We start from the raw sequence: 24,812 nt of genomic DNA on the forward strand, positions 1-24,812 counted from the left end.
AAAGAGTCCAGGAAAGCTATATCCCTATATAACGTGAAAGGTTAGCATAAGAAGGAAGGAATATAATAGCCTGGACGCCTCCTCTCTTGAATAGAAATCCTACAGGAGAGCTGCGACCCTATTTCATCCAATTGAGTTAGAAGGAAGGATCGCAATAGCCTGAAGGTCATAGGTCCGAAGCTCGTGACCCGAACCTTTGGTAGACCCATCATCTCAGATTCCACGATCTCCCAACAGGGTGAAAGTATTACGACTGCATCAATCATTTCCCGATATCATCTGGAAGCAATACACCCCGCTTGATGGAAGGCCGAATAGGAACAACCCAATGGGCGTCGAATACCTATATAAGACTTAGTATAGAACTATGCATGAATCGAGGTTAGGATAGATGGAGCTTCAATCGATATATAACGAGTATCTCAATATCAAATTCAAACGCGGATTACCGCCTGTACGGACGAATTCGTTCGAATATGGCTTGTATGAAGATGACAGTGCTGATCTGTTTCTACCGGATCACCCTGAGGTGACCTTCACGAATTGGATGTACGATTTACAACCGAGAGATCCCCATTATGTTTCTGAGCCAGACTGGAAGCCTGTTCTCGGAGAGTTTTTTCAGCAGATGGATATATATGATGAGCAGGTCCTGTATTATCTTCTGTTCACCCTCAACACTACGCTGTCCATTAACTCGCACAACGCATACAGCACCATGAATGATTTCATGAAAAACTACAGCTTCTTACAGCTGTCTCACTTGAGCGAGATCACTCGTTTAAACGAGGAACAGAAGCACCAGGTAAGAGACTTTTTCTTCTTTTACTACCTTTATGCACATCCGGTTAACGAGGAAACGCTCTACGCATGTTCATTTGACAGTCAGAACTTGGTACATACCAAAACGGATATTCCATTGGAGCGTTATTTCACGGCATTTCATGATTACTATAGTACAAATATGAATGAGTACAGCGAGCAGATCGCCATTTCTCCACACGACATCCAAGCCTGCAAACACCTTACATTGGAGATTTTGCGGTGTATTGAAGGAAAATCTGCCAAGCTGAACTTGCCTGAGGAGGAGGGATTAGAAGCAATGCTGCGGCTCATCAATGACGTGGATCAGATGCTGCAGCTGCATGAAGAAAATAAAACAGTGTTGTTTGAGATCATGAAGGATTTTCTGACTGAAGCTCGTTCCACTCCCTATCGGGAACACTGTTTCACGACGCTGCTCCAGAACTATACCTCGTATATCCTGTTTTTCAGGTTTGATGAAATTCATGCATTAGTGGATTATTTCGAAGACACCCCTGTGTGGTGCAGAACGATCATCAATAAAATCTTCATGGACACAGTTTTCGTTGATCGGGTAATGAGACAGAAACAAATCAACATAACCGCGTACCCGAATGTCATTCAGTTCTTTGAGGACGAAGCGAAACGGATCTATCTGTAGCTCCGGAGGGAGTGCCGTACACTAATCCAAAATAGTACGTCAAAAAGCCTTCGCCGACGTTAATGTCAGCAAAGGCTTTTTATACTTTATTCTTATCCATTGGAATAATTACAGTAAATATGCAATGGCGTTCTATATCATTTGCCTCTTTATACCGAAGCAACCTTCTTCTCAACTGTCAGCCCAAGTGCCTTAGCTGTCGTCGTGTGAACCTTGCGAAGAAGATCCGGATTCTCCACCAGGGACTCGCCGTAGGAAGGAATCATTTCCTTAATCTTCGGCTCCCATGAATCCATATGCTGCGGGAAGCATCGCTGCAGAATCTCCAGCATGACTTGCACCGCAGTGGAAGCCCCTGGTGATGCGCCGAGCAATGCGGCTATGGAGCCATCGGCAGCAGTAACGACCTCTGTACCGAATTGAAGTGTACCTTTGCCACCTTGCACCGTATCCTTAATGACCTGCACGCGCTGACCTGCCAGAACCATATCCCAATCTTCGCTTTTAGCACTTGGAACAAAATCACGCAGTTCCTGCATACGCTGCTCTTTGGACAACATAAGCTGTTGAATCAGATATTTGGTCAGAGAGATCTCTTTGACCCCTGCAGCTAGCATGGTTAGAAGGTTATGTGTTTTGACCGACGTAATGAGGTCGGCATTCGAACCGGTCTTCAGGAATTTGGGCGAGAATCCGGCAAACGGCCCAAACAGCAGTGACTTCTGGTTATCAATAAATCGGGTGTCCAAATGCGGAACCGACATCGGCGGAGCGCCCACCGAGGCTTTACCATATACTTTGGCGTGATGCTGCTCCACAACCTCCGGATTTTTACACACCATGAAGAGTCCGCTAACTGGGAATCCACCAATATGTTTGCCTTCCGGAATGCCAGATTTCTGCAGCAAATGCAGGCTTCCGCCACCCGCACCAATAAAGACAAACTTAGCTGTATGGCGCTCTACTGCACCGTTCGTCAGATTCTTCACTGTTAATTCCCAAGCGCCATCTTGCTTGCGTTTGATATTTTTCACACTATGTTGGTAGTGGATGCCCACGTTTTGATTCTTCAAGTGATCGAGCAGCATACGCGTTAAAGCACCAAAGTTAACATCCGTACCGGAGTCGATTTTGGTAGCTGCGATCGGTTCTTTCCCCTTGCGGCCTTTCATCATCAGAGGAATCCATTTCCGCAATTTTGCCGGGTCGTCCGAGAATTCCATACCTTCAAATAAAGGGTGGTTCGATAAGGCTTCAAAACGTCTTTTCAAAAACAGGACATTGCTCTCTCCATGCACATAACTCAAATGGGGAAGCGGCATAATGAAGTCCCGCGGATTACGAATCAGATTGCTATTAACGAGATAGGACCAAAATTGTCTGGAGACTTGAAAATGCTCATTCACCTTAATGGCTTTGCTGATATCTACGGTTCCGTCCGGTCGTTCAACGGTATAGTTCAATTCGCAAAGTGCAGAGTGGCCCGTTCCGGCATTGTTCCATTCGTTGGAGCTTTCCTCTCCTGCACTGGCGAGCTTCTCATAAACCTTAATATTCCAATCTGGTGCCAATTCCTTCAGCAAAGTTCCCAATGTTGCACTCATAATTCCGGCACCAATCAAGATAACATCTGTACTCGTTTGTCCCTGGCTCATGTCTACCGTCCTTATATCCTATATTTGCCAAAAGGATGTAAGCGTTATCGATTTGGCATTTGCAGCGAGCCCGTTCTTGAACTGGCCCAAACCTCTTCTGAACGAAATTAAACCTTGGTCATAGTGTATCAATATTACAGTTAGATTGAAATATGCAATTTTAAGTTACTTGGTTTACCTGTTAGTATACTTTAGTTTCAACCTTACCGCTAACCCGCTTATAGGGGTGAAAGATTTATTTTTTCAAGATAATAGAAAACATGGCAAGCCATAACGCCATTCTAGGTCAGGTTTCTAGGTTCGTAGTTCTCCTCATGAGGAAAAAGAGATCGAATCAGCCGGCCCTCGGCAACGAAAAAGCCGATTCCAGATGGTGAATTCTTGGAATAAGCTTGTTTTACTGTGGCCTCTTAGACCAAAATGTCCAATTACCAAGTTTATTCGCCAGTATGTACATGATATCTTCCCCGGGGTACAACCAAGGGAGAACCCGACAAAGGATCTTCTACCACGGTACAGTCCAAGCCGAATATATCTTTCACCATGGTACTTGTAATGACGTCAGAAGGAGCACCCTCCGCTACAAGCTTCCCTTCCACCAACGCAATGATATGATCCGCATAACGGGCTGACAGGTTGATGTCGTGCAGCACCATGACAATGGTTGTTCCATGCTTCCGGTTAAGGTCGGTGAGCAGATCGAGAATCTCAACCTGATAGGTAATATCCAAGAAGGTTGTTGGTTCATCTAGAAAGAGAATATCGGTCTGCTGCGCCAGAGCCATCGCAATCCAGACCCGTTGTCGTTGACCGCCTGAAAGCTCATCGATGTTATGGTTGGCAAATTCGGTAATGTCCATGATCTCCATGGCTTCAGCTACCGCTTCGTAATCCTTCTTGGTCCATCCGCTCAGCAAGGACTGGTGCGGAAACCGCCCTCTTCCCACCAAGTCGGCAACAGAGATCCCTTCCGGGACAATAGGGGATTGGGGTAACAGTCCCACCACCCTGGCCAGCTGCTTGGGTGGGAATTTGCTGATCGGCTTCCCATCCAGCGTAATTTTCCCCGATATCGGCTTGATCAGCCGGGCCAAGGTTTTGAGAAGCGTAGACTTCCCGCAGCCGTTAGCTCCAATGATGACACTGATTTGGTTGCTGGGAATCGCAAGGTCTACGCCATGAATAACGGTTTTATTGTCATAGCCAGCCACTAAGTCTTCCGCTTGGAACACATGCGTCGGTTTCATTATAATTCTCCCTTTCGGTTCATTCGGATGAGCAGGTAGATCAGATAAGGCGCACCGAGGATTCCGGTAATGATGCCCACAGGATATCTGACCTCGAACGCAAATTGCCCGATGAGATCTGCAGCCAAGACCAGATTAACGCCAACAAGTCCCGCCGGAATGGCATTTGAGAAGCCTGATCCGGCTAGTCTCTTCGCGATAGGTCCCGAAAGTAAAGAAACAAAAGCGATCGGACCGGTAGTGGCTGTCGCGAGAGCAAGCATGCCTACAGAACACAAGATGAGTACAACTCTTGTCTTATCCGTAGCAACACCAAGTGATGTAGCCGATTGTTCTCCAAGCTCCAGTAAACCAAGATGTTTGCCTAGCACAATAATAAAAGGAGACAGGACCAGAACCGCAATGATTAAAGGCGGAAGCTCGTCCATCTTGGAGCCGTTAAGGCTGCCGCTGAGCCAGCGAAGCGCAGTTGGAATGTCCTGCTGCGAACTGACCAGCAAAAGATAGGATATTACAGCATCCAACATGGCCTGTATGCCTATTCCGACAAGGATCAATCTTCCGATCGAGAAGGTTCTTCCCTTGGATAATACATAGATCAATACCACCGTCGCAAGACCCGCAATGACCGAAGCAATGGAAACAACGGCTCCATTTGCATGAATGACCGTGATGCAAAATACGGCTGCTGCGCTTGAACCGGAGGTTATACCGATGACATTCGGATTCGCCAAAGGGTTGCGTAGCATGGTCTGAAAGATATAGCCCGCCATACCGAAGGCAAATCCGGCAAACAGCCCTGCAAGCATCCTTGGTAAACGTATGGTATGGATTGCAAATGTCGCCCCCTTGATCTGCTCACCGGAAAGGACCCGGATGACATCACCAAGCGGATAGATGGTATTTCCCAGCAAAAGCATGGCACAGCATAGAGCGAGCGCGAGTATGGCAAGTAATGCAGTAACAACGACCCACCGACGTCGTCTTTGACGTCTGCCCGATATAATCAATTCCATCGTATTATTTCTCATAATGAACGCACTTTCGATTTGATCGCTAAAATGATAAGAATTGGAGCACCAATGAAGGCTGTAACCACACCGACCTCAAGCTCTCCCGGACTGCCGATGAGTCTGCCAAGTACGTCAGATATCGTCAAAATGATCGCCCCTGAGATGGCGGACATCGGAATAACAAAACGCAAGTCAGAGCCGAGTATAAGCCGAATCACATGCGTCGCCAAAAGTCCGATAAAACCAATGGGACCGGCCAGTGCCGTTGTTGCACCACACAATAGAACCGCCGCAAGTGCTGCAATCAACCTGAGTACTCCCGTTCGAACACCCAGCCCGGTTGCCACGTCGTCACCCAGTGCCAATGCATTCAGTGCTGGAGCTGTAATAAAAGCAATGATGATACCAATGGCCAGAAACGGGACAAACGCACCAATTTCGCCCCAGTTGCCTGAACCGACGCTGCCGACTTGCCAGAATCTGAATTGATCCATAACATAAGCACGTGGAATCATGATGGCAGTCACCAGAGAGGAAAGGGCTGCCGTTATGGCTGCTCCCGCTAGCACCAATTTGATGGGTGTAGCGCCGCCCCGCCCCATGGAACCGACAGCGAATACAAATACAGCAGTAAGCGCAGCACCGACCAAGGCCAGCCAGATATATTGTCCTGCCGTGTTTATGCCCAGGAGGGCAATGCCGAAAACAACAAACAGGGACGCACCTGTATTGACACCCAGAATACTCGGGTCTGCGAGCGGGTTGCGCGTGACCGATTGCATCAATGCTCCGGAAACGCCCAGTGCAGCTCCGCAAAATAAACTGAACACGGTCCGAGATATTCGTTTGCGGACGATATTTGCCCCGTAGGAATCCACATTGGAGTGAAACAAACCATCCATCAGTTCATTCCATCTTACAAGCCGGGAACCGAGCGTGAGTGATGCCAGCACGCAAACGCCGAGCAAGACGATGCAAAGGAACAGCACCGTCTTGAAATGTTTAGGCATATGAAGTTTTAAAGAATTGTTTGGGGAAGTCGAAGAACTATTCATTGATCTTGTCGATCGCTGCCCCGATTAATTTCAGATATTCATCAATGGTATACGCAATCGAAAGCGGGTTCGGTGTTCCGGCAGCCACCAGGGGTGTATCACTATCGATGAATGCAACAGAGCCTCTCTCGATCGCAGGGATTTTACCCAGCAAGGAATCGGCTTGAATGGCCTTTAACAATTCATCATTGCCGTATCCGATCAGCAGATCGGCATCGTTAAGAGCCTCTGCATTCTCAGCACTTAGTTCTAATGAGTAGCTGTTCGGATCCTTAATGAGTTCGGTGATACTATCAGGATTGGTTAATCCCAGCTCTGCCAGGAAAGAAACACGGGAATCAACTGGCGTATAAATATGCAGTTTGGACATGTCTTGTGCAGAGAAGTTTACCCAAACGACTTTTTTGCCTGCAATCTGAGGATAGGCACTTAGTTTCTCCTTAATCATATCTTCGGTATCTTTGATCAGCTGCTCACCTTCCGCTTCCATTCCCATGCCTTTAGCGTTAAGGTTTACTTGTTCACGCCACGTCGTCGCCCATGGAGCTGTTGGATACGCTACAACTGGAGCAATCTCGCTTAATGTATCGTAGTCTTCTTGTGTAATACCGGAGTACGCCGCAAGAATCACATCAGGGTTAGCATCCGAAATGGCTTCAAAATCAAGACCATCTGTATCCTGGAACACATTCGGATCTGTTACACCAAGCTCGTCCAGCTTCTCTTTGGTCCAAGGAAGCAGTCCGCTGTCATCCTGCACACCGAAGTTTGCCGCTGAGAATCCAACAGGGACAACGTTAAGAGCAAGGGCAATGTCATGATTGGCCCATTGTACAGTAACCACTCGTTCAGGCTTGCTTTCGATCACTGTCTCACCAAGAGCGTGCTTGATGGTAATTGGATATTGTGTACTTTCATCAGGCGTAACCGCTGTTTCTGTTGCCGATTCATCCGTGTTTGCCGAACTGTTCGCTGCTGGAGTTGCACCTGTAGTCGAATCGGATTGCTGTGTTGAGCAGCCCACCAGTGCCAAGATCATAATCATCGAAATGATTAGTGCTTTCAGTGAAATGTTTTGCTTCCCCTTCATGTGTAGACCCTTCCTTTTCTCCATTAAATTTTTGGATATCATGATTAATGATCCTGTCTTGCTGTTACTGTAACTACGGCCATAAGTTACCTCGAGAACGTTTTCAATCAGCCTCGGCAATTGAATGAAGCTGATCCCGAATTGTTATGGCATGCATCTGCTCATTGAAACTCAGTCTCTATGTATCGTTGCCCAAACAACCTATAGCAAAATTAGAGAATGATATTTTCGTATATTTATGCATTTATACTTATTGTGACACTGATAATGATTATCGATATCACAAATCTACCTTTGTTTTGATCGATTGTCAACAAAAAATATGGATACATACTATCGGGAGACAAGCTGAAGGGAAGCACTAGATTCAATACGTATCTTACGTTAAGCAATAAAACAGCAAAAATGTATCCTGTTCATGCTTACACAAAACAGACAAGCGTAACATCAAAAAGCCACATTCAATCTTAATTGAATGTGGCTTTTGAGATATACGTGTGTATACCTACGTTTTGGGCTTCTACTCAGAAGATTGAGATGAGTTCCTTCGTATACGGATGACGTTCTTCTGCGAACAGCGCATCCGCACCAAATCGATCAACGATTCGTCCTTCTCTCATCACGATGATACGCTGACTCATACGGTGTACGGCAGCCAGATCATGCGAGATGAACAAATATGAAAGTCCCAGTGAAGTCCGTAGGTCGGTTAATAATTGCAGTACAGCGCCCTGTGATATCACATCCAGGCTGGCTGTTGGTTCGTCAAGAACGATAACGTCCGGCTCAATGCCAATCGCACGTGCGATGGTTACACGCTGACGCTGCCCGCCGCTTAACTCATGCGGATAACGCCCAGCCAGCTCACTTGGAAGCTCGACGGCTTCAAGCAACTGCCGCACGTAGGCGTCCTTCGATGTATAAGCGAAGTGGGACAGCTTAGCGTCTCTTCCGAACTGCTCATACGGGTCGATTAATGAATCAGCAATCTTCAGCTTTGGATTCAGCGCCGCAGCCGGATTCTGAAACACAATCTGGATCTTCCTGCGATGTGGGCGCAAGCGTCGGCCGCTAAGCCGCGCAATGTCCTCACCACCAAGCATGATCGAGCCGGAATCAGCATCTTCGATCCGCAGCAGACAGCGAGCGAGCGTACTCTTGCCACAGCCGCTCTCGCCAACCAGTCCGAGGCACTCGCCTTGGTTTAAGGTGAAAGAGACACCGTTAACAGCTGGACGCTCAGCGCCAGCATAGGTGCGGCTGAGATGTTCCACTCCCAGCACGGGTTGGGCAGACAACTCGGATTCCCCCTTGTCCTGTTGGACAGATGGCTCAACCGGCAATGATTCCTTATGGTACTCCATTTCGCTTGTCTTCATTGCGTTTCCGCCTCCTTCAGACCCGATTTTAACGAGCGGCTCAGGACAGGAGCTGCTTCAATCAGTTGACGTGTATACTCATGCTGCGGATGGTCCAGAATACGGTGCTTCCCGCCCGATTCGACGATCTGTCCTTCCTTCATAACTGCTAGCCGATTGGCGTAACGGCGCACATGACGCCAGTCGTGTGTAATGAACAGAATGGCGCAGCCAGTCTCTGCCTGCTTACGTGCCAGCAGCTCCAGCACGCGGTGACCCGAGACGCTGTCGAGCGCCGTAGTCGCCTCGTCGGCAATTAGCAGCCTTGGCGATAGCATAAGCGATGTTGCGATGGATGCACGCTGAAGCTGACCACCGCTCAACTGGAACGGATAGCGGCGCAGCAGCTCTGCTCCAAGTCCAACGGACTCCAGCGCCTCGATGGCGCGTTTACGCCGGACAGCAGAAGACTTTTCTCCATGGATCTTCTGGTATTCGTCAAAGTGTCCGCCAATACTGCGAAACGGCGTGAACGCTCCCTGATAATCCTGAAAAATATATGAGATGCAGCTTCCCCGCAGGGCGCGCATCTCCTTCGGTTTACATTCGAGCAGGTTGCTGCCTTCAAACATGATTCGCCCCGCTGCGTGCAGGTTGGATGGAAGCAGTTGACCGATCGACTGTGAGAGAAGACTTTTGCCACTACCGCTCTGCCCAACCAGCGCCATGAATTCGCCTTCTCGAACGGCGAGAGAGACGCTGTCGACAATGGTATGATCACGGCTGAAGATGCTCAGTTCCTCAATGGAGAGAATCACGGCTGCACCTCCTTTTTCACGTCAAAGCGGTCTCTCAGATAGTCGCCGAGCATATTCGCAAGCAGTACTACCACTACGATGGCTAGACCCGGATAGACCATAAGCTCTGGCCGTGACTGGAAGTATGGTCTGGAGTCATTCAGCATAGCTCCCCATTCAGGCGTCGGTGGCTGAGCCCCAAGTCCGATGTAGGACAACGATGAGATGAGTAGAATGATCTTCCCCAGATCGAGGCTTGCCAGTACGAGCACATGCCCGGCAATATGCGGGAGCAGATGCTTGGTCATAATGCGTGCGTCTGACAGTCCATTGGTTCGTGCGATACGAATGTAGTCCTTTTGCGACTCGGACAGAACGGTGCTGCGGACAAGGCGTGCATAGCTGACCCATTTGACGATCACGATCGCCAGCACCAAATTACCGATACCCGCCCCAAGCAGCCCACTCAGCACGATAGCAACAATCGTGTCAGGAAAGGCAAGGAAGCCATCAGCGATTCGCATAAAAAGCTTATCCACCCAACCACGCTTGTATCCCGCAATCAGGCCAAACGGAATGCCAATGAGCAGTGCCGCTCCGAGCGCCAGCAGACTATAACCGAGCGTCTGGCCGCCTCCAAGCAGCAGCCTTGTCAGAACGTCTCGACCCAGATGGTCGGTGCCAAATGGATGGAGAGCACTTGCACCCTGCAGCCGTCCGCGCAAATCGGTTAGTGTAGGGTCATGCTTAAGATAAACAAAGGCATATATGGAGGCCCCGATGATCAGCAGCACAAATAGCAAGGCGGTGATCGCCTGTATGCTGTGTTTTTTCGATTTTTTAGCGGCCAGTGGGCGCAGAAGCATCGTTTTCATCGGTGGGCCTCCCTTTCCTTGAGTTTCATTTCCGGATTCAAATATCGATAGGACAGATCAACTGCCGTATTTACGAAGAATACAACGACCGCCATGATCAGAATGTAACCCTGAATCAATGGATAGTCGCGCTGGCGGATGGCATCAACGACGAGCTTGCCAATGCCCGGATAGGCAAACAGTACCTCGATAACGACGACTCCTCCAATGAGACTTCCCAGACTGACACCGAACACTGTAATGACGGGTGGCAAACTGTGGCGAAAAGCATGTAAAAAGAAGATGCGGCCTTCGGATAACCCTCTCGCCCTGGCGGACCGAACGAACTCCTGGCTCAGTGAATCCAGCAGGCTGGAACGCAAAAGACGCACATAAACGCTGGAGATGGCAAGTCCCAGCGTCAGAGATGGCAAAATAAGTGATGCGAATCCGTCCCGCCCCATGGTCGGCAGACTGCCGAAGCGCACGCCGAACAGGTCGATCAGAATGAGGCCCAGCCAGAAGCTTGGTACCGCTGCACCTACAATGGACAGCATGCGGCTGCCCCGGTCGATCCAGCTGCCACGATGCAATGCCGACAGGGATCCAAGCGGGATCGCCACAACCAGCATGACCAGCAGAGCTCCGATTGTCAGTTCCGCTGTAGCCGGAAGCGCCCGCATGAGCGTCTGCATAACCGGCTGCCCTGTCGAGTACGATACGCCGAAGTCCAGGCGGATGAAGTCCAGCAGCCAATTGCCAAATTGAACAGGCAGGGAATCATTGAAGCCCATTTCTTCACGCATAGCCTCAACCTGTTCCTGACTGACGGACAGTTCGTCCACATTCAGAATGGTCAGCACCGGGTCCCCTGGAGCCAGACGGATGAACAGGAAACTCACGAACATAATGAATAGTAGAAAAATAAAAACTTCAAGAAACTTGCGAAGCAAAATGCGAAACATTACATCACATCCAGCTTATTGGTGATCATGTAATACTCACTGCGCGTGGTAACCCAGTTCTTGATCTTCTTACCGTTGTAGGCAACGATCGTACCCGGATGCAGGACAAATGAATTCAGCACGTTGTCGTGCACGTAATTGGCGGCCTTTTCCGCAAGCTCTGCGCGCTTCTCCGGATCGACTGTGAGATTCAGCTCATCGATGATCGCCGTCAGCTCCGGATCCTCTGATCCACTGAAGTTGAGTGCACCCTTCGGATGATACGTTGCATTCAGATAGTAGCCCGCGTCACCTCGCGGTGCAGTCAGATTACTATAGGTTGCGATATCCCAATCACGATTGGACGCCATATAATCCTCTGGCGTATCGATCTGGCGGATTTGCACATCGATGCCAATCTTCTTGGCATCAGACTGGAAGACTTGGGCTATCAATGGCAGGTCTGCGCGAGCCGAGTATGTAAGCAGCGTCAGTTGCAGTGGTTTGCCATCTTTGGTCATAACGCCGTTTTGCAGCGTGTAGCCTGCTTCCTTCAGGTAATTAACCGCAGCTTCTTCACCTGATTGTGATGCTGCCTTGTCATAGGTAGGTGCAAACGGCAGAGACGGAAGGAACGGCCCGATAGCCGACTCACCGTGGCCAAGCAGGATGGTATCAACGATCCCCTGCCGGTCAATTAATGCATCCAGTGCACGGCGCACGTTTAGGTCCTTGATGCTTTCACGCTGCATGTTCATCGTCATCTGGTGAACGCGGAACGTGGAGGTGGACTCCACAGTCATGCCATCGATTGCTTTAAGGGATTCCAAACTTTCTACTTCTGGACGGTATACGATGTCGACTTGTCCGGATTGAAGTGCGAGTGTACGAGCATTGGCATCCTCGTTAAACGAGAATGTTACCGAGTCGAGAGGTGAAGCACCGTCCCAGTATTCATCGTAGCGATCCAGTGCTAGCTTGCTGCCTGGGGTAAAAGAAGTCAGCTTGAACGGGCCCGTACCAATAGGCTTGTTCACAATGTCCGGCTCACTCACGTCTATAATCGCCGTGTTGGGATTCACCAGTTCTGAAGCGAATTCCGGGAACGGCTGTGTTGTTGTAATCTCCAGTTTGTCGCCCTCGGCTTCGATCGTGTCGATCTTAAGTGCGTTCTGAATGGCCGCACTTTCGGTCAATGCGCGCTCAAGTGATGCCTTAACAGATTCACCGGTCATCGGCTTGCCGTTCTGGAATGTTACATCATCGCGTAGATCAATCGTCCAATGCTGGCCGTCTTCGCTTTCCCAGCTCTCAGCAAGCCATGGAGCAACGGTCAGATTGTCTTCGTCGAGACGAACCAGCGTTTCTGTAATGCCTGCACGAAGCGGAACGTAGCTGGAGTCGACATGTGGGTCAAGCGAGTTTGTGGAAAAGTTATATAGGAAGTGAACGTTTTTGTCGGTGGATGGCTGCGCAGCGGGACTCGTTTCGGAAGATCCACAGGCGCTCAGCAGTCCGGCGCTCAGGACCAGGGAGGTCAGCACCAGCAGCGGCGTCTTTTTATTCAAGGTAATGCCCCTCTCTCTTAATCGTTGTCTTAATCGTAATTATTATTATTTAAACAATGAGTATTATCATATCGTAATGATTACGTTTTGACAAGAGATATGTTGGTGTTGGAATGCAGAAAAAATCCGTCTCTCAAATGAGAACGGATTCTTCATGTTTCTTGTTACATATGAGGGCTTTATTAGAGGCAGTCCCTTTATTCTAGTTTAAAAAAACGGTCCAAGGCTCATTTTTCAGCTATTTCCAGATCAACGTCATATCCGAGCGCACGATAACCGTTGAAGAAGGGATACGATGTTTTCAAACCATATGTAGTGATCAATATTAATTCCTCCCCCTATAGAGATAACTATTCTAATTCCTAATAACTTTCCACATAAAAATACCAACCTCAGAATATAAACCGAATTGTACTTTCACCAATAAATGCGCTAGGTAAAATATCTTGTATACTCATATTTTAAATCCAACCCGAATAAGGGCTATCCATAATTCATGGATTGCTGCTTCCTAGTGCTCATCCCGCCCTTTTTGATCCATATGATCCAATTCAATATCGCTAATATCTTGTACTGAAATATTTAAATGTCTCCAATACTTAAGAGGATAAGCTGTACCACTTACAACCAATTCGCCTTGTCTTATGGTGAAACTCCCGCCTCGTTCAAAGAATTTTATCATCGGGTCATAGATGTCAATGTATTGTATCGCTTCATCCACTCCTTGATCTGCTAATTCGGAGATTTCTAAATAACCGTAACAAATCACCTTCACATAAGGATGTTGTATCATGTCCAGTTTTGAATAGGCTCGATACACTTTTTCATCTATGGCTTTTCCAAGAGTTTTGGCAAAACTAAATAGGGGGTAATGATCTACTGAAACATCCATCTTATTTATAAATTGATTAACACGTCTCAGATATTCTTTAATCAGAACATGAAACGATTTTAGTGAATTTTCTTCGGTATTCTCAAATGAAATAGACGACAAACGATCAATAGCTGTGTTTAGTAGATACCCCATGCGTTGCTCTCCTCTCGATCGACTATTAAACCTATTTAGAGTTGCGAGGTAACGACTGAATAACGCAGCCCTAGCATCTGCGTTATCGTTTGAAAGTATGTTCCTTGATCTCAATCAATCGTCAGTCGTATTCGATATACACTCTACAACAGTTCGTTTAGGTTAATTCTAAAAATGTTGATATCTGATATGCTGTTTCTGAGAGAGAGCAGAGCAATATTCTTAACATTTTCATCCTAAATTCGGATTGGTGATTGTGTAATAATTCTCTTTGGATTTCATAAGAGTCTTCTGTGAAAAAGTCTCTTAGAAAACCCACAATAATTCTGCTAATTTTTTCGTGGATTTTTTATAAAATAGGTACAAGTCTAAATCCATACTACTCCCTCCGGAAACGTATAAAAACACTAAAGTAATACGTAGATAGCGCCTACTTTACATTAATTCAAATCGTTTTCGGATCTTTGTAGCACCACTCAGAGTCATAAGTCATCGAATTTATCTTTTGTATATCCTCCCAGGTGTAGACCCAATCGTTATCAGCCACCCAAAAATAGTCTGATCTATTAAGATTCAGGTATTCGTAAACAAAACGAAGAATGATCCCTTCAGCTCCAAACACTTCTTCTATTGTCCCCACTCGAATGAGTTCGTAATTAGGATCCAAATCAAGATCTTCATAGTCACTGAATACTACACTCTTATTTTCTTTTGCCTTCACATACATAATGAATTGATGATTATTCTCCTCACTATTAAAAGAATGAGCCAGTATGTTCAAAGTTGTAGAAGAAAATTTTCCGTTTACAAGATTTTTATGATTATCAAATATAAGTCGGTTACCGGAGTTAAAAGTAGCGATCATAGTATCCGACAAAAATTTTTCTGGCGAATACTTTTCACGCTCCGTTAAGAAAAATGCAGTAGTTCCCATTTATTTTATTACCTCCCTTAATTTTTCCAACGAATTGACGACAGTAACGCCATATGACCTAATATCTTTTAACATGCTCTCATGCTCATCTCTTAGTTTATTTAAGGGTTTATCAATATATAGGACAATTTTTTTGTTCTCAGGATTGAAGAAATCAGGATGATCACGCTGAGTCATTTTCAAAAATTGCTCAGAGTCTACAGCCTTAATTGAAGCCTTCACTTCAATTATTACATCTTTTGTAACAACATCTAAATCTCCGGCTGGTTGACCGTCCTTTTTTAATACCTTTTGTCCAAATCCAACGATTTCTGTTTCGTTTCTTACAAAATTTGCAACCTTTGCTTCTGTCGCTTTACCAATGTTAGAGCTTCCCAAAAAATTATCAACATCCCTATTAATATTCTTTGGATGCTGATCTACCCATGTGAGTTCAGCCCCAGCAAGGTTAGTGTACGTTGTTTTGTTCTTTTCCTTAACTAGAGTTTCGCTATTGGTAAGCTTTTGTGTATTCCCACGAGCCCCAGTCTGTTCCTTATCTTGCTTCACTTTAGCTGCCTCAATATGCTGCTTAATCTTCGCCACAGCTGGGTTGGATGATGGTAAACGGAACGGACCTTTGCTACCCGGCATACTCCCTTTAACCATCGAAACAGCCATAAAAATCTGACTCAATTTCAGAGACGCAACCATCATCTGAGCATATTTATCCGATACAGGCTCTCCTGTAGTAGGATGAATGCCCATCTCAAATGCCTTGATCTGTAACGCAAAAATATCTTCCCCAGGCGGTTCAACTTTCACGGCTTGCATGCGATTAAAGTCCAGATTTCCCTGATCCCTCTCATAAGCCTGAAGGGCAGCCTGATCTGCAACACCATTCTCTTTGACAGGAATATTTACCCACTTACCGAACATATTAACTTTCGCCATCCGATAGCCCTTATCACCCGAACCTGAATCACCTGTTGATTTGGTCATCATAACTGCGGCACCGACTGCTCCAATTGCACCACCCAAGCTTCCCTTCTGAGCATCTGCATCTTGGAAACGCGTGGCGATATCCCTCAATTCCTTGGATGTGTTCACCATACTCTCCAGCGCTTTATCCAGTATAGGTCGTGACTGCTCGAACTCATAGTAAAACCGCTCCTGCGTCGCGCCCATCCACATCATCTGAACGAACATGATCTGTCTCGTCAGATCACTTCGTATACTCTCCAACTGTTGTCTTGCCTGATCCACCTGATTCGATACGTGATGTAGTTGTTCAGGGGTAACTTTGATTGTACTCATAACGTTTCTCCGCTTATTCGAAATAGGATTCTCCTATGTTAGCAGAAGTTTTACACACATACATCCGGCTAACATCCTGATTTTCCCTATTTCATAATATTAGCTCCTGACATATCAGTCCCATGGTCCTATATGCATATACCGTGAACCTAACTAATAATATTATGTTAAATGGTATTAATAATTTTAAAAATCAAGATTTTTTCAAAGTTTTTTTATTAACGTAACCAATATAAAAAGCAAATAAAAGGAATATTACTAAAACCACATACCATGCCTTTGTAATGAGAAGAACCAACGGAGTAAGAACAAATATAATAAAAGCTATCCAGTTATATATCGTTCTATCAAACCTCTTTTTTATAAACCCCTCACTAATGATTGCACATAAAATGATAAAGTAAATGTAGATATCTAATGACAATAAAAATATCTCAATACCTTCTATTACTGTTGATGCAGAGATAAGGGATAAAATAAAATACAAGGCTAAAATTAATAGCATAAAATTTAGATACGTATGAAATAAAGGGATAATAAATGGTGCAATCTTTGTCTTAACAAAATTCTCTATACTAAGCATAAGATCTCTACTACTGTCAGTTGTTATTAATGGGTTATGCTGTTCATTCTTTAACAAAACAATTTCTTTCTGAAGTTCTTTTTGGAAATTAATCATTGCAGCTCTCTGATCCATCTGATTGTCTTCTTCTCTTAACGTATTAAATTTCTCAACTAATCTGTTTGAAAACAATACTGAAGCTTTTGAGACTTTTTCCACTGCATAGTAAAAATCTGTTTTCCTATGCACAAATTTGTACACTTCTATCTCAGCTTCAGTATATATATCTATTGCTTTTTCAATACGTTGTTGATCTACTTTTTTGCTCTCTAGATAATTTGCTCTTAATTCCTTATACATCCAAAACAAAAGAACAACAATAACGATCACTACTGTCGATAACCCAGCAGTCGGAATAAAATTCTTGATAAATTCTAAAAAATAGTTCATATACACCACCTGTAATATTTTTTGATTATACTTATTAATTTTCATTTTTCTTGGCCTCACAACCTTAACAAAGGCCAAATTGTATTAGAGCTTACAAGCATAGAAAAGGAGCGAAAGGACTTTCCATTGATACACTAGGGAAGATTCTAGTCGCCCTAAACGCTAAAATGAAGTGATTCTCACCTTATCAAGAAACGCCCCGCTCTAACTCTGCGAACTCAATCCGATTCCGCCCATTCTGCTTCGCCTGATACAGTGCCTTGTCTACTGCTGCAAATAGCTGCGTCAGATACCCTTCCGGATTATCCGGTACAAAATCACATTCAAAATCCTCAATGGATAGAATCCCAATACTGATCGTAATGGATACCTGCCCAACCTCATGATCTACCGCCATAAGGTTGGACTCCACGGACAGCCTCACGCGTTCTGCGATTTTTTGAGCTAACTGGCGTTCCGTATGCGGAAGGTAGATCATGAACTCTTCCCCGCCGTAACGCGTTAGGATATCGGTCTCCCGGATGGACTGTTTCACAGCCTGAGCTGTGCGGTACAGCACTTCGTCCCCGATGACATGTCCATAACGATCATTGATTGCCTTGAAGTAATCAATATCCAGGAGAAGGAGTGAAAACGGCGTCTTATAGTGAACATTCGTAATGACCTCATGCGTCAGCTGCTGGGTCAGATAACGGCGATTGTAGCAGTGAGTCAGACTATCCGTAAGCGCAAGCTCCTCCAGTTTGAGATTAGCCTCGGATAACTCCTGCCGAATGCGATCCAGGGCATGATTGCGTTCCTGAAGCATCACATTCTGCCGATTCATTTCTTTTACATAGTAGCGCTCTTGCGACACATCCTGAAACGTCAGGAGATAACCAAGAGGCATCTGATAATGATCAATGATTGGAGATGTCTGGAGGATAAAATGACGCTCCATGTCGCGCTCCTTCACAATAACCTCAATCTGAGACAGCGTATTTTCTTTTTGCCGATACTGATCCAGGAACGACCCACTGTCGCCATCTACACAAACCGATCCCAGAAATGCCTCCATATCAAAACAATCCCCAACATGCAGATCCATGAAGGATCTGCATGCCTTGTTTGCTTCAATAATGGTCTCATTCTCATCCAAAACCAGGATGCCATAGGGAATCGTATTAATCACATCTTCATGGGCGATGGAAACCAGATCGAAGACGTTGTACCGCTTGATGACATAGACAAAAAATAAATCCGACAGAAAAATCCCCAGCGACGTCAGTCCGGGAATAATGAACGGTATCCATGCTCGCAAAACCACATTCAGAAGGGCATCGATTGCTGCAAATACAGCCAGGACGAATATACCCCACAGCGTAATTTTCACCTGTTTTTTAATCGTTGGTGACTTATCGGAGGCGCGAAGTGCCCCGAACAAAATAAAGAGGGAAGCTACAAAGTAGCTCACCAAAACAATCATGACAACCCAGAACCATGGGCCATACGCCCGTTCGACATAACCACCCTCCAGCGGGGTTACAAACCAATTAGCCGGGTTGATAACCACACCTATCGCTGCAATAACGGCTGGTACGAACAGCAGCATAACTCTTTTTATCCCTAATCGATCCGAATAACCGGTAATGAAGATGGTCAACAGCAGCCAGCCACTTCCAAGCAGTGAGACGGCGACGAAAGACAGGGTCACATACCATAACTGCCAGCCCGGGTCATCCGACAACACGACCGCAAATTGACAGAAGGGCCAGAGCATCATCAACCCATGAAATAGAAAGTAAACCTTATGTAAGTTCGTGATTCTAGCGGTAGCAAAAACATAAACGTATACACCTAACAACAGGACGAATAAAAAGAGATCATACCATACCAATGGACTCACAAATCTTCTCCTTCTTGGTTGCGCTACTTCGATATCATTGAGCTAGGCTGTTTTCGTAAATCTAATTCAAGCTGTATTGAAACTATATAATGCTTTCCCTGACTAAAATTTTGGTTAAATTAACCATATCTTATCACACACCCCTATGGGTGAGTAGGCCATACACTGGAAATACAGCCAAGCACTGTTTTATTTATGCATCTATTTTGCTGATTTGTGAGTGTTTTTGAACGTTTAACTATTGAAAAAAAGAACCATCTCCCGCCCGTTTCCGAGCGGTCCTCTGGTATGTTTACTCCTACTCCCTCGCCGGCGGCAGGTTATCCGAGAATAGATCCGGATTCGCCCTCAGCATCTCTGTGATCATTTCCTCCACCATGGCCGCATCACATACTCGTACAATAGCGTCCCCGAGCTTTCCTAGGCGCATCGCGCCTTTGCGCTGTAACACCTCATCCACTTTCCAGAAATGCTCCGACCACGACAACCCACAATGCCTGCGGGAAGGTACTGAAATCTTTGTTCCACCTGGCAATACGGTGTAAAGCTGCTCATGCTCATCTGTTAAACGCCCCGGAATGTCCACCCATTCCTCTACGCCATGGATAAACGTGTTTCGTTTCAGGTCCACGCCAACAAGGAGAATGGTCGCTTTCCGATCCAGCAGCTTGCCCCAAGCTGAGCCTCTTGCACAAGGCGTGTCATATAGGTGATCGTCCTTCGTGAATGCCGCTGCATCCTGACCGATTGCTGCAACCGAATGAGTAGGGTGCCATGAACGCACTACGCCTGGCCGTTTTCTAAATAACTCAGGTAGAATCCCGACGCAGCATGGTGATGATTCCACGTGGAACATTGGATTACTCGCATTGATGGTGGACCAGGTGTGGGTTGGCAGCACCAGCAGTCCGTCCTTCATATACTCTGTAAAGGCATCCAGTACGGTATCCGCCCCACCTTCGACCTCACCTATACTTTTCATGGAAGAGTGAACAAGCAGCGTACCTCGTCCGTCAATGCCAAGCTGGTGGAGCTGATCAAGTAAGCTTTGTTGAGTATGCATAATGAATCGATAACCTCCTTTGGGCTATTATAGCAAAATGATGAAACTCTAAGGTGCGCAAGGGTACGCACTTCATGAGACTGCACTACAGATTGTGACTGTGACTGTCTTGTCACTGCATCACAGCACGACAAAGGGCCGAGGGAATCCCTCGGCCGCCAGGCAATTATGGATATGAGTCCAATTACGATAAAAATATCTTATGTTTATTTAATAACTACATACTCCAGGTTAACCAGCTTCGCATACGTTACGATCTGGTCTGTTGTCAGGTTCAAGGAAACCACGGTGTGGTGACCGCCGCCATTTTCGATCCAGGCTTTGACCCCATCCTGGAAGTTTGGCTTGACGTTCCACAATACACGTGCCACAGGCAGATTCGGTGCTGGTACAGTTGGCTCGAAAGCAGAGACTTCATTGATCAGCAGCTTGTAATGTGTGCCGAAGTCAGCCATGGATACAACAACACCCTCGCCTGCTTTGCCATCGAATACCAGACGTGCCGGATCTTCGCGATCGCCAATACCCAGTGGAGACACGATGATTCTCGGTTTGGTGCTGGCGAGAGTAGGATCTACTTCAAGCATGTGAGATTGAAGGATAGCTTCCTGTCCGGCAGCCATTTCATAGGTGTAATCTTCCATGAAGCCCGTATTTTCGTTATGGCTCATGATTTTCAGCAAGCGATCAAGTGCAGCTGTTTTCCAGTCACCTTCGCCAGCAAATCCGTACCCTTGGGCCATCAGGCGCTGCACAGCCAGACCTGGAAGCTGCTTCATGCCATGCAGATCTTCGAAGTTGGTGGTGAATGCAGTGTATCCGCCCTCGTCGAGGAAGCGTTTAATTGCAATTTCATAACTGGCTTGCACACGCACACTGGCTTCCCAAACTTCCTTGCTGTTTGTACCATAATCGAATTCATACAGCTCCGCGTATTGGCTGATCAGGTCATCAATTTCCTGCTCCGTCACCGCATTCACAACCTGTACGAGATCACCGATGCCGAAGTAGTCGACCGTCCAACCGAATTGGATTTGTGCCTCCACTTTATCCCCTTCAGTTACACCCACGTTGCGCATGTTGTCGCCAAAACGGGCTACTTTAATGTTGAAACTTTCGTTATAGGCAACCGCCACGTCCATCCAATCGGCAACCTGCTGCTGCACTTCTGGGCGCTCCCAGTATCCAACGACAATTTTGTTTTGTTTTCTCAGACGGGCATTGATGAAACCATACTCACGGTCACCGTGTGCTGCCTGGTTTAGGTTCATGAAGTCCATGTCGATGGTGGACCAAGGAATGCTCTCATTGTATTGCGTAGCCAGATGAAGCAGCGGTTTTTGCAGCAATTTTGTACCACGAATCCACATTTTCGCAGGAGAGAAGGTATGCATCCAAGTAATAACACCCGCTACTTCGTCGCGGTAGTTGACTTCTTTCATGATGCTTGTGATTTTATCCGCGCTTACCGCCAGATCCTGCAATACGAGTGGGTATGGCAGAACGCCGCTTGCATTCAGGGCATCCGTAATTTTCTGTGCATTGGCTTTTACTTCGCCCAGTGCTTCTTCACCATAGAGATGCTGCGAACCAACGACAAACCAAAATTCTTTTGCTGCTGTTACTGACATGTAATCATCCTCATTTCATTTTTTTATAGTTCAACATATGGGTTTACACTTATCACTCCGATTGCAGTACCATCTTCCGATCGCTGGTTATCCCCAGATTTTTTTATTCCCTTTTTAAAGGAAAAATCCTGTGATAAACGCGAGCGCTTCGCTTCTTCAGATTGGTTCTGCACTCTCCGTTATTCGTGTAAAAGTTTGATACAACTTCATTGGTAGTAGTAACAAACAACTTATTCGCTTGAATTATTATTAACCGATCACTACATAACCAAATTACTTCTGTCCGTAATACGCGTCTTTCCCGTGTTTCCGCAGATAGTGCTTATCCAGAATGCCTTGCGGCAGTTCTTTGGCAAAGTTGTTTAGTTGCCGCGCATACAGGTTCATTTTGCATACTTCCTCCAGCACAACACTGTTCACCACAGCCGCCTTCGCATCTTTCCCCCAGGTAAACGGTGCATGACCATGGAGCAGCACGGCCGGAACTGCCATAACATCAATCCCGCGCTGTTCAAACGTTTCAATAATGACGCGTCCTGTCTCTGCTTCGTACCCACGATCAACCTCGTTCTGGTTCAGGAAACGTGCACAAGGTACCGCACCATAGAACGTATCCGCATGTGTCGTTCCCATAACAGGTACATCCAATCCAGCTTGGGCCCAGATGGTCGCCCACGTGGAGTGCGTATGCACAATCCCGCCAATTTCGGAGTAATGCTTATATAAAACGGCGTGGGTTGCTGTATCCGAGGATGGTCTCATCTCACCCTCGACCACGTTGCCATCCAGATCGACAACAACCATGTCGCTTGGCTTCATGGCATCGTAGCTGACGCCGCTCGGTTTGATTACAAACAATCCGCTATCCCGATCAATGGCGCTGACGTTACCCCAAGTGAACTTCACAAGACCATGCTTTGGCAGCTCCAGATTCGCCTCGTAAACCTCTTGTTTCAATTGCTCTAACATCTTAGTCCCTCCCGTTCTCTACCAGATGATCAACAGCCGCCTGCTCAATGGCCAGGCCCTTCCGGTAGCGTTCGATAAATGATTCAAATCCTTTGACATCCGATGGGTCCGGTGCTACTTCCTCTCCAGCGACATCGCTGAATACCTTTTGCTCCAGGAATATATCCAGACTCTCCTGCTCATCCTTATTGATCATGTACGAAGCGAGAAGCGCCATGCCCCATGCCCCGCCTTCCCCCGCCGTGGACATAACGGATACGGGCACATTCATCGCTGCTGCAACGATCCGCTGTCCAACGACTGGCGTTTTGAACAATCCACCATGAGCCAAGATGCTGTCGATAGCTACATGCTCTTTTTCCGTCAAAATATCCATCCCGATCTTCAGTGCACCAAAGGCTGTGAATAGATGGGTACGCATGAAGTTGGCCAGGTTAAACCGGCTTTCAGGTGAACGAACGAACAACGGACGGCCCTTGTCGATCCCCGTAATGTTCTCGCCGGAATAGTATCCGTAGCTCAGCAGGCCGCCGCCATCCGGGTCTGCTTCAAGTGCCTTGTTAAACAAGACACTGAAGAGCTTGCCGCTATCGGCTTCGTATCCCATGGCCTCAGAGAATTCACGGAACAATCCGATCCAGGCATTGATATCGCTGGAGCAGTTGTTGGCATGAACCATACCCACCGGGCTGCCGTCCGGCGTTGTGACCATATCGATCTCTGGATACACTTTGGACAGTTCATTTTCCAGGACGATCATGGCAAAGACGGATGTGCCGACAGAGATATTGCCCGTGCGTTTTCTCACGCTGTTCGTTGCGACCATGCCTGTTCCGGCATCACCCTCCGGCGGACATAACCGAATGCCTGCTTGCAAGTCTCCTGCAGGGTCAAGCAGCTTGGCCCCGGCATCCGTTAACGTACCTGCATCCTCGCCCGCGAGATATACCTTGGGAAGAAGCTCTTCCAATGTCCATGGATAGCCTCGGCCTGCGATCAGTTCGTCGAACTGCTTGATCATGGTTGGATGATAATTATGTGTGGACTCATCGATTGGGAAAATGCCTGAAGCATCACCAATTCCAATCGCTTTATTACCGGTTAACAACCAGTGAATGTATCCAGCCAGTGTGGTCAGGGCATCAATACGAGGCAGATGCTCCTCCTCGTTCAATATGGCCTGATACAAGTGTGCGATGCTCCAGCGTTCAGGAATGTTGAACTGAAGAAGATCTGTTAACTCCTTCGCTGCCACTCCAGTTGTTGCATTACGCCATGTCCGGAACGGTACCAGCAGTTCACCTGTACGATCCAGTGCAACATATCCGTGCATCATGGCGGAGAAGCCGATAGAACCAATGGTTTGCAGCGTGATGCCGTACTTCTGTTCCACATCCTGCTTCATCTCGCGGTACGCGGTTTGCATGCCCGTGATGATATCCTCCTGGTTGTACGTCCAATATCCGTCTTTCAGGAGATTCTCCCATTCGTAACTTCCGGATGCGATGGTGTCGAAACGTTCGTTAATCAATACGGCCTTGATCCGCGTCGATCCGAATTCGATGCCAAGTGAAGTGGCTCCCTTCGCAATCGCCTCTTTCGTCTGCTCATGACTCATAACCATGGTTGTCCCCTCTCTGATCGCCGTTTTAATCTCTAGGATGGTATTTACGTTAAAGGACCAAAGCTTCAACGGCTTAGGATGAATTTATGAATTCGTATAAAATGTGTACTGCTGTTGTGATCACTTCTGGTGAATGAACAGCAGCAATCCTTATTTAAGAAGGCGCTTTCCTTTTCTGACAGCCTTAGTATAATTTTTGTACGTACATCTGTCAATAATATATAATATTTATACTTACAAAGAACATGTTATTACTGTTTATCATGTCTTTTTATGCTTGCTTAAGGGTATGCTGTAGTGTACAGTTTCATGTAATTGAACCTGA

20 protein-coding genes are annotated in these 24,812 nt (G+C 46.6%); 1 reads left to right on the forward strand and 19 read right to left on the reverse strand.

All coding sequences use genetic code 11. The features are described from left to right. Nucleotides 1-391: 391 nt before the first annotated feature. On the forward strand, nt 392-1,465 hold the full coding sequence (locus PIL01S_RS10920) for a hypothetical protein (RefSeq protein ID WP_127537557.1): 1,074 nt from the start codon (nt 392-394) through the stop codon (nt 1,463-1,465). 149 nt (nt 1,466-1,614) lie between these two features. Here PIL01S_RS10920 and PIL01S_RS10925 read toward each other — a convergent pair whose 3' ends face one another. From PIL01S_RS10925 to PIL01S_RS11015, 19 genes are all read right to left on the reverse strand, one after another. Then, entirely contained in the window at nt 1,615-3,120 is a 1,506-nt protein-coding gene (locus PIL01S_RS10925) for a malate:quinone oxidoreductase (RefSeq protein ID WP_127537558.1), read from the reverse strand. A gap of 437 nt (nt 3,121-3,557) precedes the next feature. Next, nucleotides 3,558-4,367: an ABC transporter ATP-binding protein gene (locus tag PIL01S_RS10930; protein WP_127537559.1), complete on the reverse strand. Its 810-nt coding sequence runs from the start codon at nt 4,365-4,367 to the stop codon at nt 3,558-3,560. Beyond that, nucleotides 4,367-5,398, reverse strand: a complete 1,032-nt coding sequence (locus PIL01S_RS10935) for a FecCD family ABC transporter permease (RefSeq protein ID WP_127537560.1) — start codon at nt 5,396-5,398, stop codon at nt 4,367-4,369. The genes PIL01S_RS10930 and PIL01S_RS10935 overlap by 1 nt, the downstream gene beginning before the upstream one ends. Further along, entirely contained in the window at nt 5,395-6,435 is a 1,041-nt protein-coding gene (locus PIL01S_RS10940) for a FecCD family ABC transporter permease (RefSeq protein ID WP_127537561.1), read from the reverse strand. Before PIL01S_RS10940 ends, PIL01S_RS10935 begins: the two co-directional genes overlap by 4 nt. Then, the gene (locus PIL01S_RS10945) at nt 6,428-7,525 is read right to left on the reverse strand and encodes an iron-siderophore ABC transporter substrate-binding protein (protein ID WP_127537562.1); all 1,098 of its coding nucleotides are present in this window, start codon (nt 7,523-7,525) and stop codon (nt 6,428-6,430) included. The genes PIL01S_RS10940 and PIL01S_RS10945 overlap by 8 nt, the downstream gene beginning before the upstream one ends. 524 nt (nt 7,526-8,049) lie before the next feature. Beyond that, a complete protein-coding gene (locus PIL01S_RS10950; RefSeq protein ID WP_246058168.1) occupies nt 8,050-8,904 on the reverse strand; it encodes an ABC transporter ATP-binding protein in 855 nt (284 codons plus the stop codon). After that, complete coding sequence (locus PIL01S_RS10955) at nt 8,901-9,701, reverse strand: ABC transporter ATP-binding protein (RefSeq protein ID WP_127537563.1); 801 nt, start codon at nt 9,699-9,701, stop codon at nt 8,901-8,903. Before PIL01S_RS10955 ends, PIL01S_RS10950 begins: the two co-directional genes overlap by 4 nt. Then, the gene (gene nikC, locus PIL01S_RS10960; RefSeq protein WP_127537564.1) at nt 9,698-10,555 is read right to left on the reverse strand and encodes a nickel transporter permease; all 858 of its coding nucleotides are present in this window, start codon (nt 10,553-10,555) and stop codon (nt 9,698-9,700) included. The genes PIL01S_RS10955 and nikC overlap by 4 nt, the downstream gene beginning before the upstream one ends. Then, nucleotides 10,552-11,499 carry a nickel ABC transporter permease gene (gene nikB / locus PIL01S_RS10965; RefSeq protein ID WP_127537565.1) on the reverse strand — a complete coding sequence of 316 codons (948 nt, stop codon included), beginning with the start codon at nt 11,497-11,499 and terminating at the stop codon, nt 10,552-10,554. The genes nikC and nikB overlap by 4 nt, the downstream gene beginning before the upstream one ends. Further along, nucleotides 11,499-13,046 carry a nickel ABC transporter substrate-binding protein gene (gene nikA, locus PIL01S_RS10970; RefSeq protein ID WP_127537566.1) on the reverse strand — a complete coding sequence of 516 codons (1,548 nt, stop codon included), beginning with the start codon at nt 13,044-13,046 and terminating at the stop codon, nt 11,499-11,501. Before nikA ends, nikB begins: the two co-directional genes overlap by 1 nt. 511 nt (nt 13,047-13,557) lie before the next feature. Continuing rightward, nucleotides 13,558-14,073 (reverse strand): hypothetical protein, encoded by a 516-nt coding sequence (locus PIL01S_RS10975; protein WP_127537567.1) that lies wholly within the window; start codon nt 14,071-14,073, stop codon nt 13,558-13,560. A gap of 445 nt (nt 14,074-14,518) precedes the next feature. Then, entirely contained in the window at nt 14,519-15,007 is a 489-nt protein-coding gene (locus PIL01S_RS10980) for a hypothetical protein (RefSeq protein ID WP_127537568.1), read from the reverse strand. Next, a complete protein-coding gene (locus PIL01S_RS10985) occupies nt 15,008-16,303 on the reverse strand; it encodes a WXG100 family type VII secretion target (protein WP_127537569.1) in 1,296 nt (431 codons plus the stop codon). A gap of 193 nt (nt 16,304-16,496) precedes the next feature. Next, nucleotides 16,497-17,360, reverse strand: a complete 864-nt coding sequence (locus PIL01S_RS10990) for a hypothetical protein (protein WP_127537570.1) — start codon at nt 17,358-17,360, stop codon at nt 16,497-16,499. A gap of 142 nt (nt 17,361-17,502) precedes the next feature. After that, entirely contained in the window at nt 17,503-19,200 is a 1,698-nt protein-coding gene (locus PIL01S_RS10995; protein ID WP_127537571.1) for a histidine kinase N-terminal 7TM domain-containing diguanylate cyclase, read from the reverse strand. Nucleotides 19,201-19,498: 298 nt separating this feature from the next. After that, nucleotides 19,499-20,263 carry an AAC(3) family N-acetyltransferase gene (locus PIL01S_RS11000; protein WP_127537572.1) on the reverse strand — a complete coding sequence of 255 codons (765 nt, stop codon included), beginning with the start codon at nt 20,261-20,263 and terminating at the stop codon, nt 19,499-19,501. 206 nt (nt 20,264-20,469) lie between these two features. Then, on the reverse strand, nt 20,470-21,894 hold the full coding sequence (araA, locus tag PIL01S_RS11005) for an L-arabinose isomerase (RefSeq protein ID WP_127537573.1): 1,425 nt from the start codon (nt 21,892-21,894) through the stop codon (nt 20,470-20,472). Between the two features lie 273 nt (nt 21,895-22,167). Beyond that, nucleotides 22,168-22,863, reverse strand: coding sequence for an L-ribulose-5-phosphate 4-epimerase (locus PIL01S_RS11010; RefSeq protein ID WP_095290617.1), 696 nt, complete (start codon nt 22,861-22,863; stop codon nt 22,168-22,170). 1 nt (nt 22,864) lies between these two features. Next, on the reverse strand, nt 22,865-24,481 hold the full coding sequence (locus tag PIL01S_RS11015; RefSeq protein ID WP_127537574.1) for a xylulokinase: 1,617 nt from the start codon (nt 24,479-24,481) through the stop codon (nt 22,865-22,867). Nucleotides 24,482-24,812 lie beyond the last annotated feature (331 nt).

Source organism: Paenibacillus illinoisensis NBRC 15959, from assembly GCF_004000925.1.
GTDB classification, from domain to species: domain Bacteria; phylum Bacillota; class Bacilli; order Paenibacillales; family Paenibacillaceae; genus Paenibacillus; species Paenibacillus illinoisensis.

What these genes read in the sequence shown, in the direction of transcription:
- PIL01S_RS11010 (WP_095290617.1), bottom strand. Translation starts at nt 22,863, where the DNA reads ATGTTAGAGCAATTGAAACAAGAGGTTTACGAGGCGAATCTGGAGCTG.
- nikC (WP_127537564.1), bottom strand. Translation starts at nt 10,555, where the DNA reads ATGAAAACGATGCTTCTGCGCCCACTGGCCGCTAAAAAATCGAAAAAA.
- PIL01S_RS11000 (WP_127537572.1), bottom strand. Translation starts at nt 20,263, where the DNA reads ATGCATACTCAACAAAGCTTACTTGATCAGCTCCACCAGCTTGGCATT.
- PIL01S_RS10935 (WP_127537560.1), bottom strand. Translation starts at nt 5,398, where the DNA reads ATGAGAAATAATACGATGGAATTGATTATATCGGGCAGACGTCAAAGA.
- PIL01S_RS10940 (WP_127537561.1), bottom strand. Translation starts at nt 6,435, where the DNA reads ATGAATAGTTCTTCGACTTCCCCAAACAATTCTTTAAAACTTCATATG.
- PIL01S_RS10920 (WP_127537557.1), top strand. Translation starts at nt 392, where the DNA reads ATGGAGCTTCAATCGATATATAACGAGTATCTCAATATCAAATTCAAA.
- araA (WP_127537573.1), bottom strand. Translation starts at nt 21,894, where the DNA reads ATGTCAGTAACAGCAGCAAAAGAATTTTGGTTTGTCGTTGGTTCGCAG.
- PIL01S_RS10945 (WP_127537562.1), bottom strand. Translation starts at nt 7,525, where the DNA reads ATGAAGGGGAAGCAAAACATTTCACTGAAAGCACTAATCATTTCGATG.
- PIL01S_RS10975 (WP_127537567.1), bottom strand. Translation starts at nt 14,073, where the DNA reads ATGGGGTATCTACTAAACACAGCTATTGATCGTTTGTCGTCTATTTCA.
- PIL01S_RS10990 (WP_127537570.1), bottom strand. Translation starts at nt 17,360, where the DNA reads ATGAAAATTAATAAGTATAATCAAAAAATATTACAGGTGGTGTATATG.
- PIL01S_RS11015 (WP_127537574.1), bottom strand. Translation starts at nt 24,481, where the DNA reads ATGAGTCATGAGCAGACGAAAGAGGCGATTGCGAAGGGAGCCACTTCA.
- PIL01S_RS10985 (WP_127537569.1), bottom strand. Translation starts at nt 16,303, where the DNA reads ATGAGTACAATCAAAGTTACCCCTGAACAACTACATCACGTATCGAAT.
- PIL01S_RS10980 (WP_127537568.1), bottom strand. Translation starts at nt 15,007, where the DNA reads ATGGGAACTACTGCATTTTTCTTAACGGAGCGTGAAAAGTATTCGCCA.
- PIL01S_RS10930 (WP_127537559.1), bottom strand. Translation starts at nt 4,367, where the DNA reads ATGAAACCGACGCATGTGTTCCAAGCGGAAGACTTAGTGGCTGGCTAT.
- nikB (WP_127537565.1), bottom strand. Translation starts at nt 11,499, where the DNA reads ATGTTTCGCATTTTGCTTCGCAAGTTTCTTGAAGTTTTTATTTTTCTA.
- PIL01S_RS10950 (WP_246058168.1), bottom strand. Translation starts at nt 8,904, where the DNA reads ATGAAGACAAGCGAAATGGAGTACCATAAGGAATCATTGCCGGTTGAG.
- PIL01S_RS10925 (WP_127537558.1), bottom strand. Translation starts at nt 3,120, where the DNA reads ATGAGCCAGGGACAAACGAGTACAGATGTTATCTTGATTGGTGCCGGA.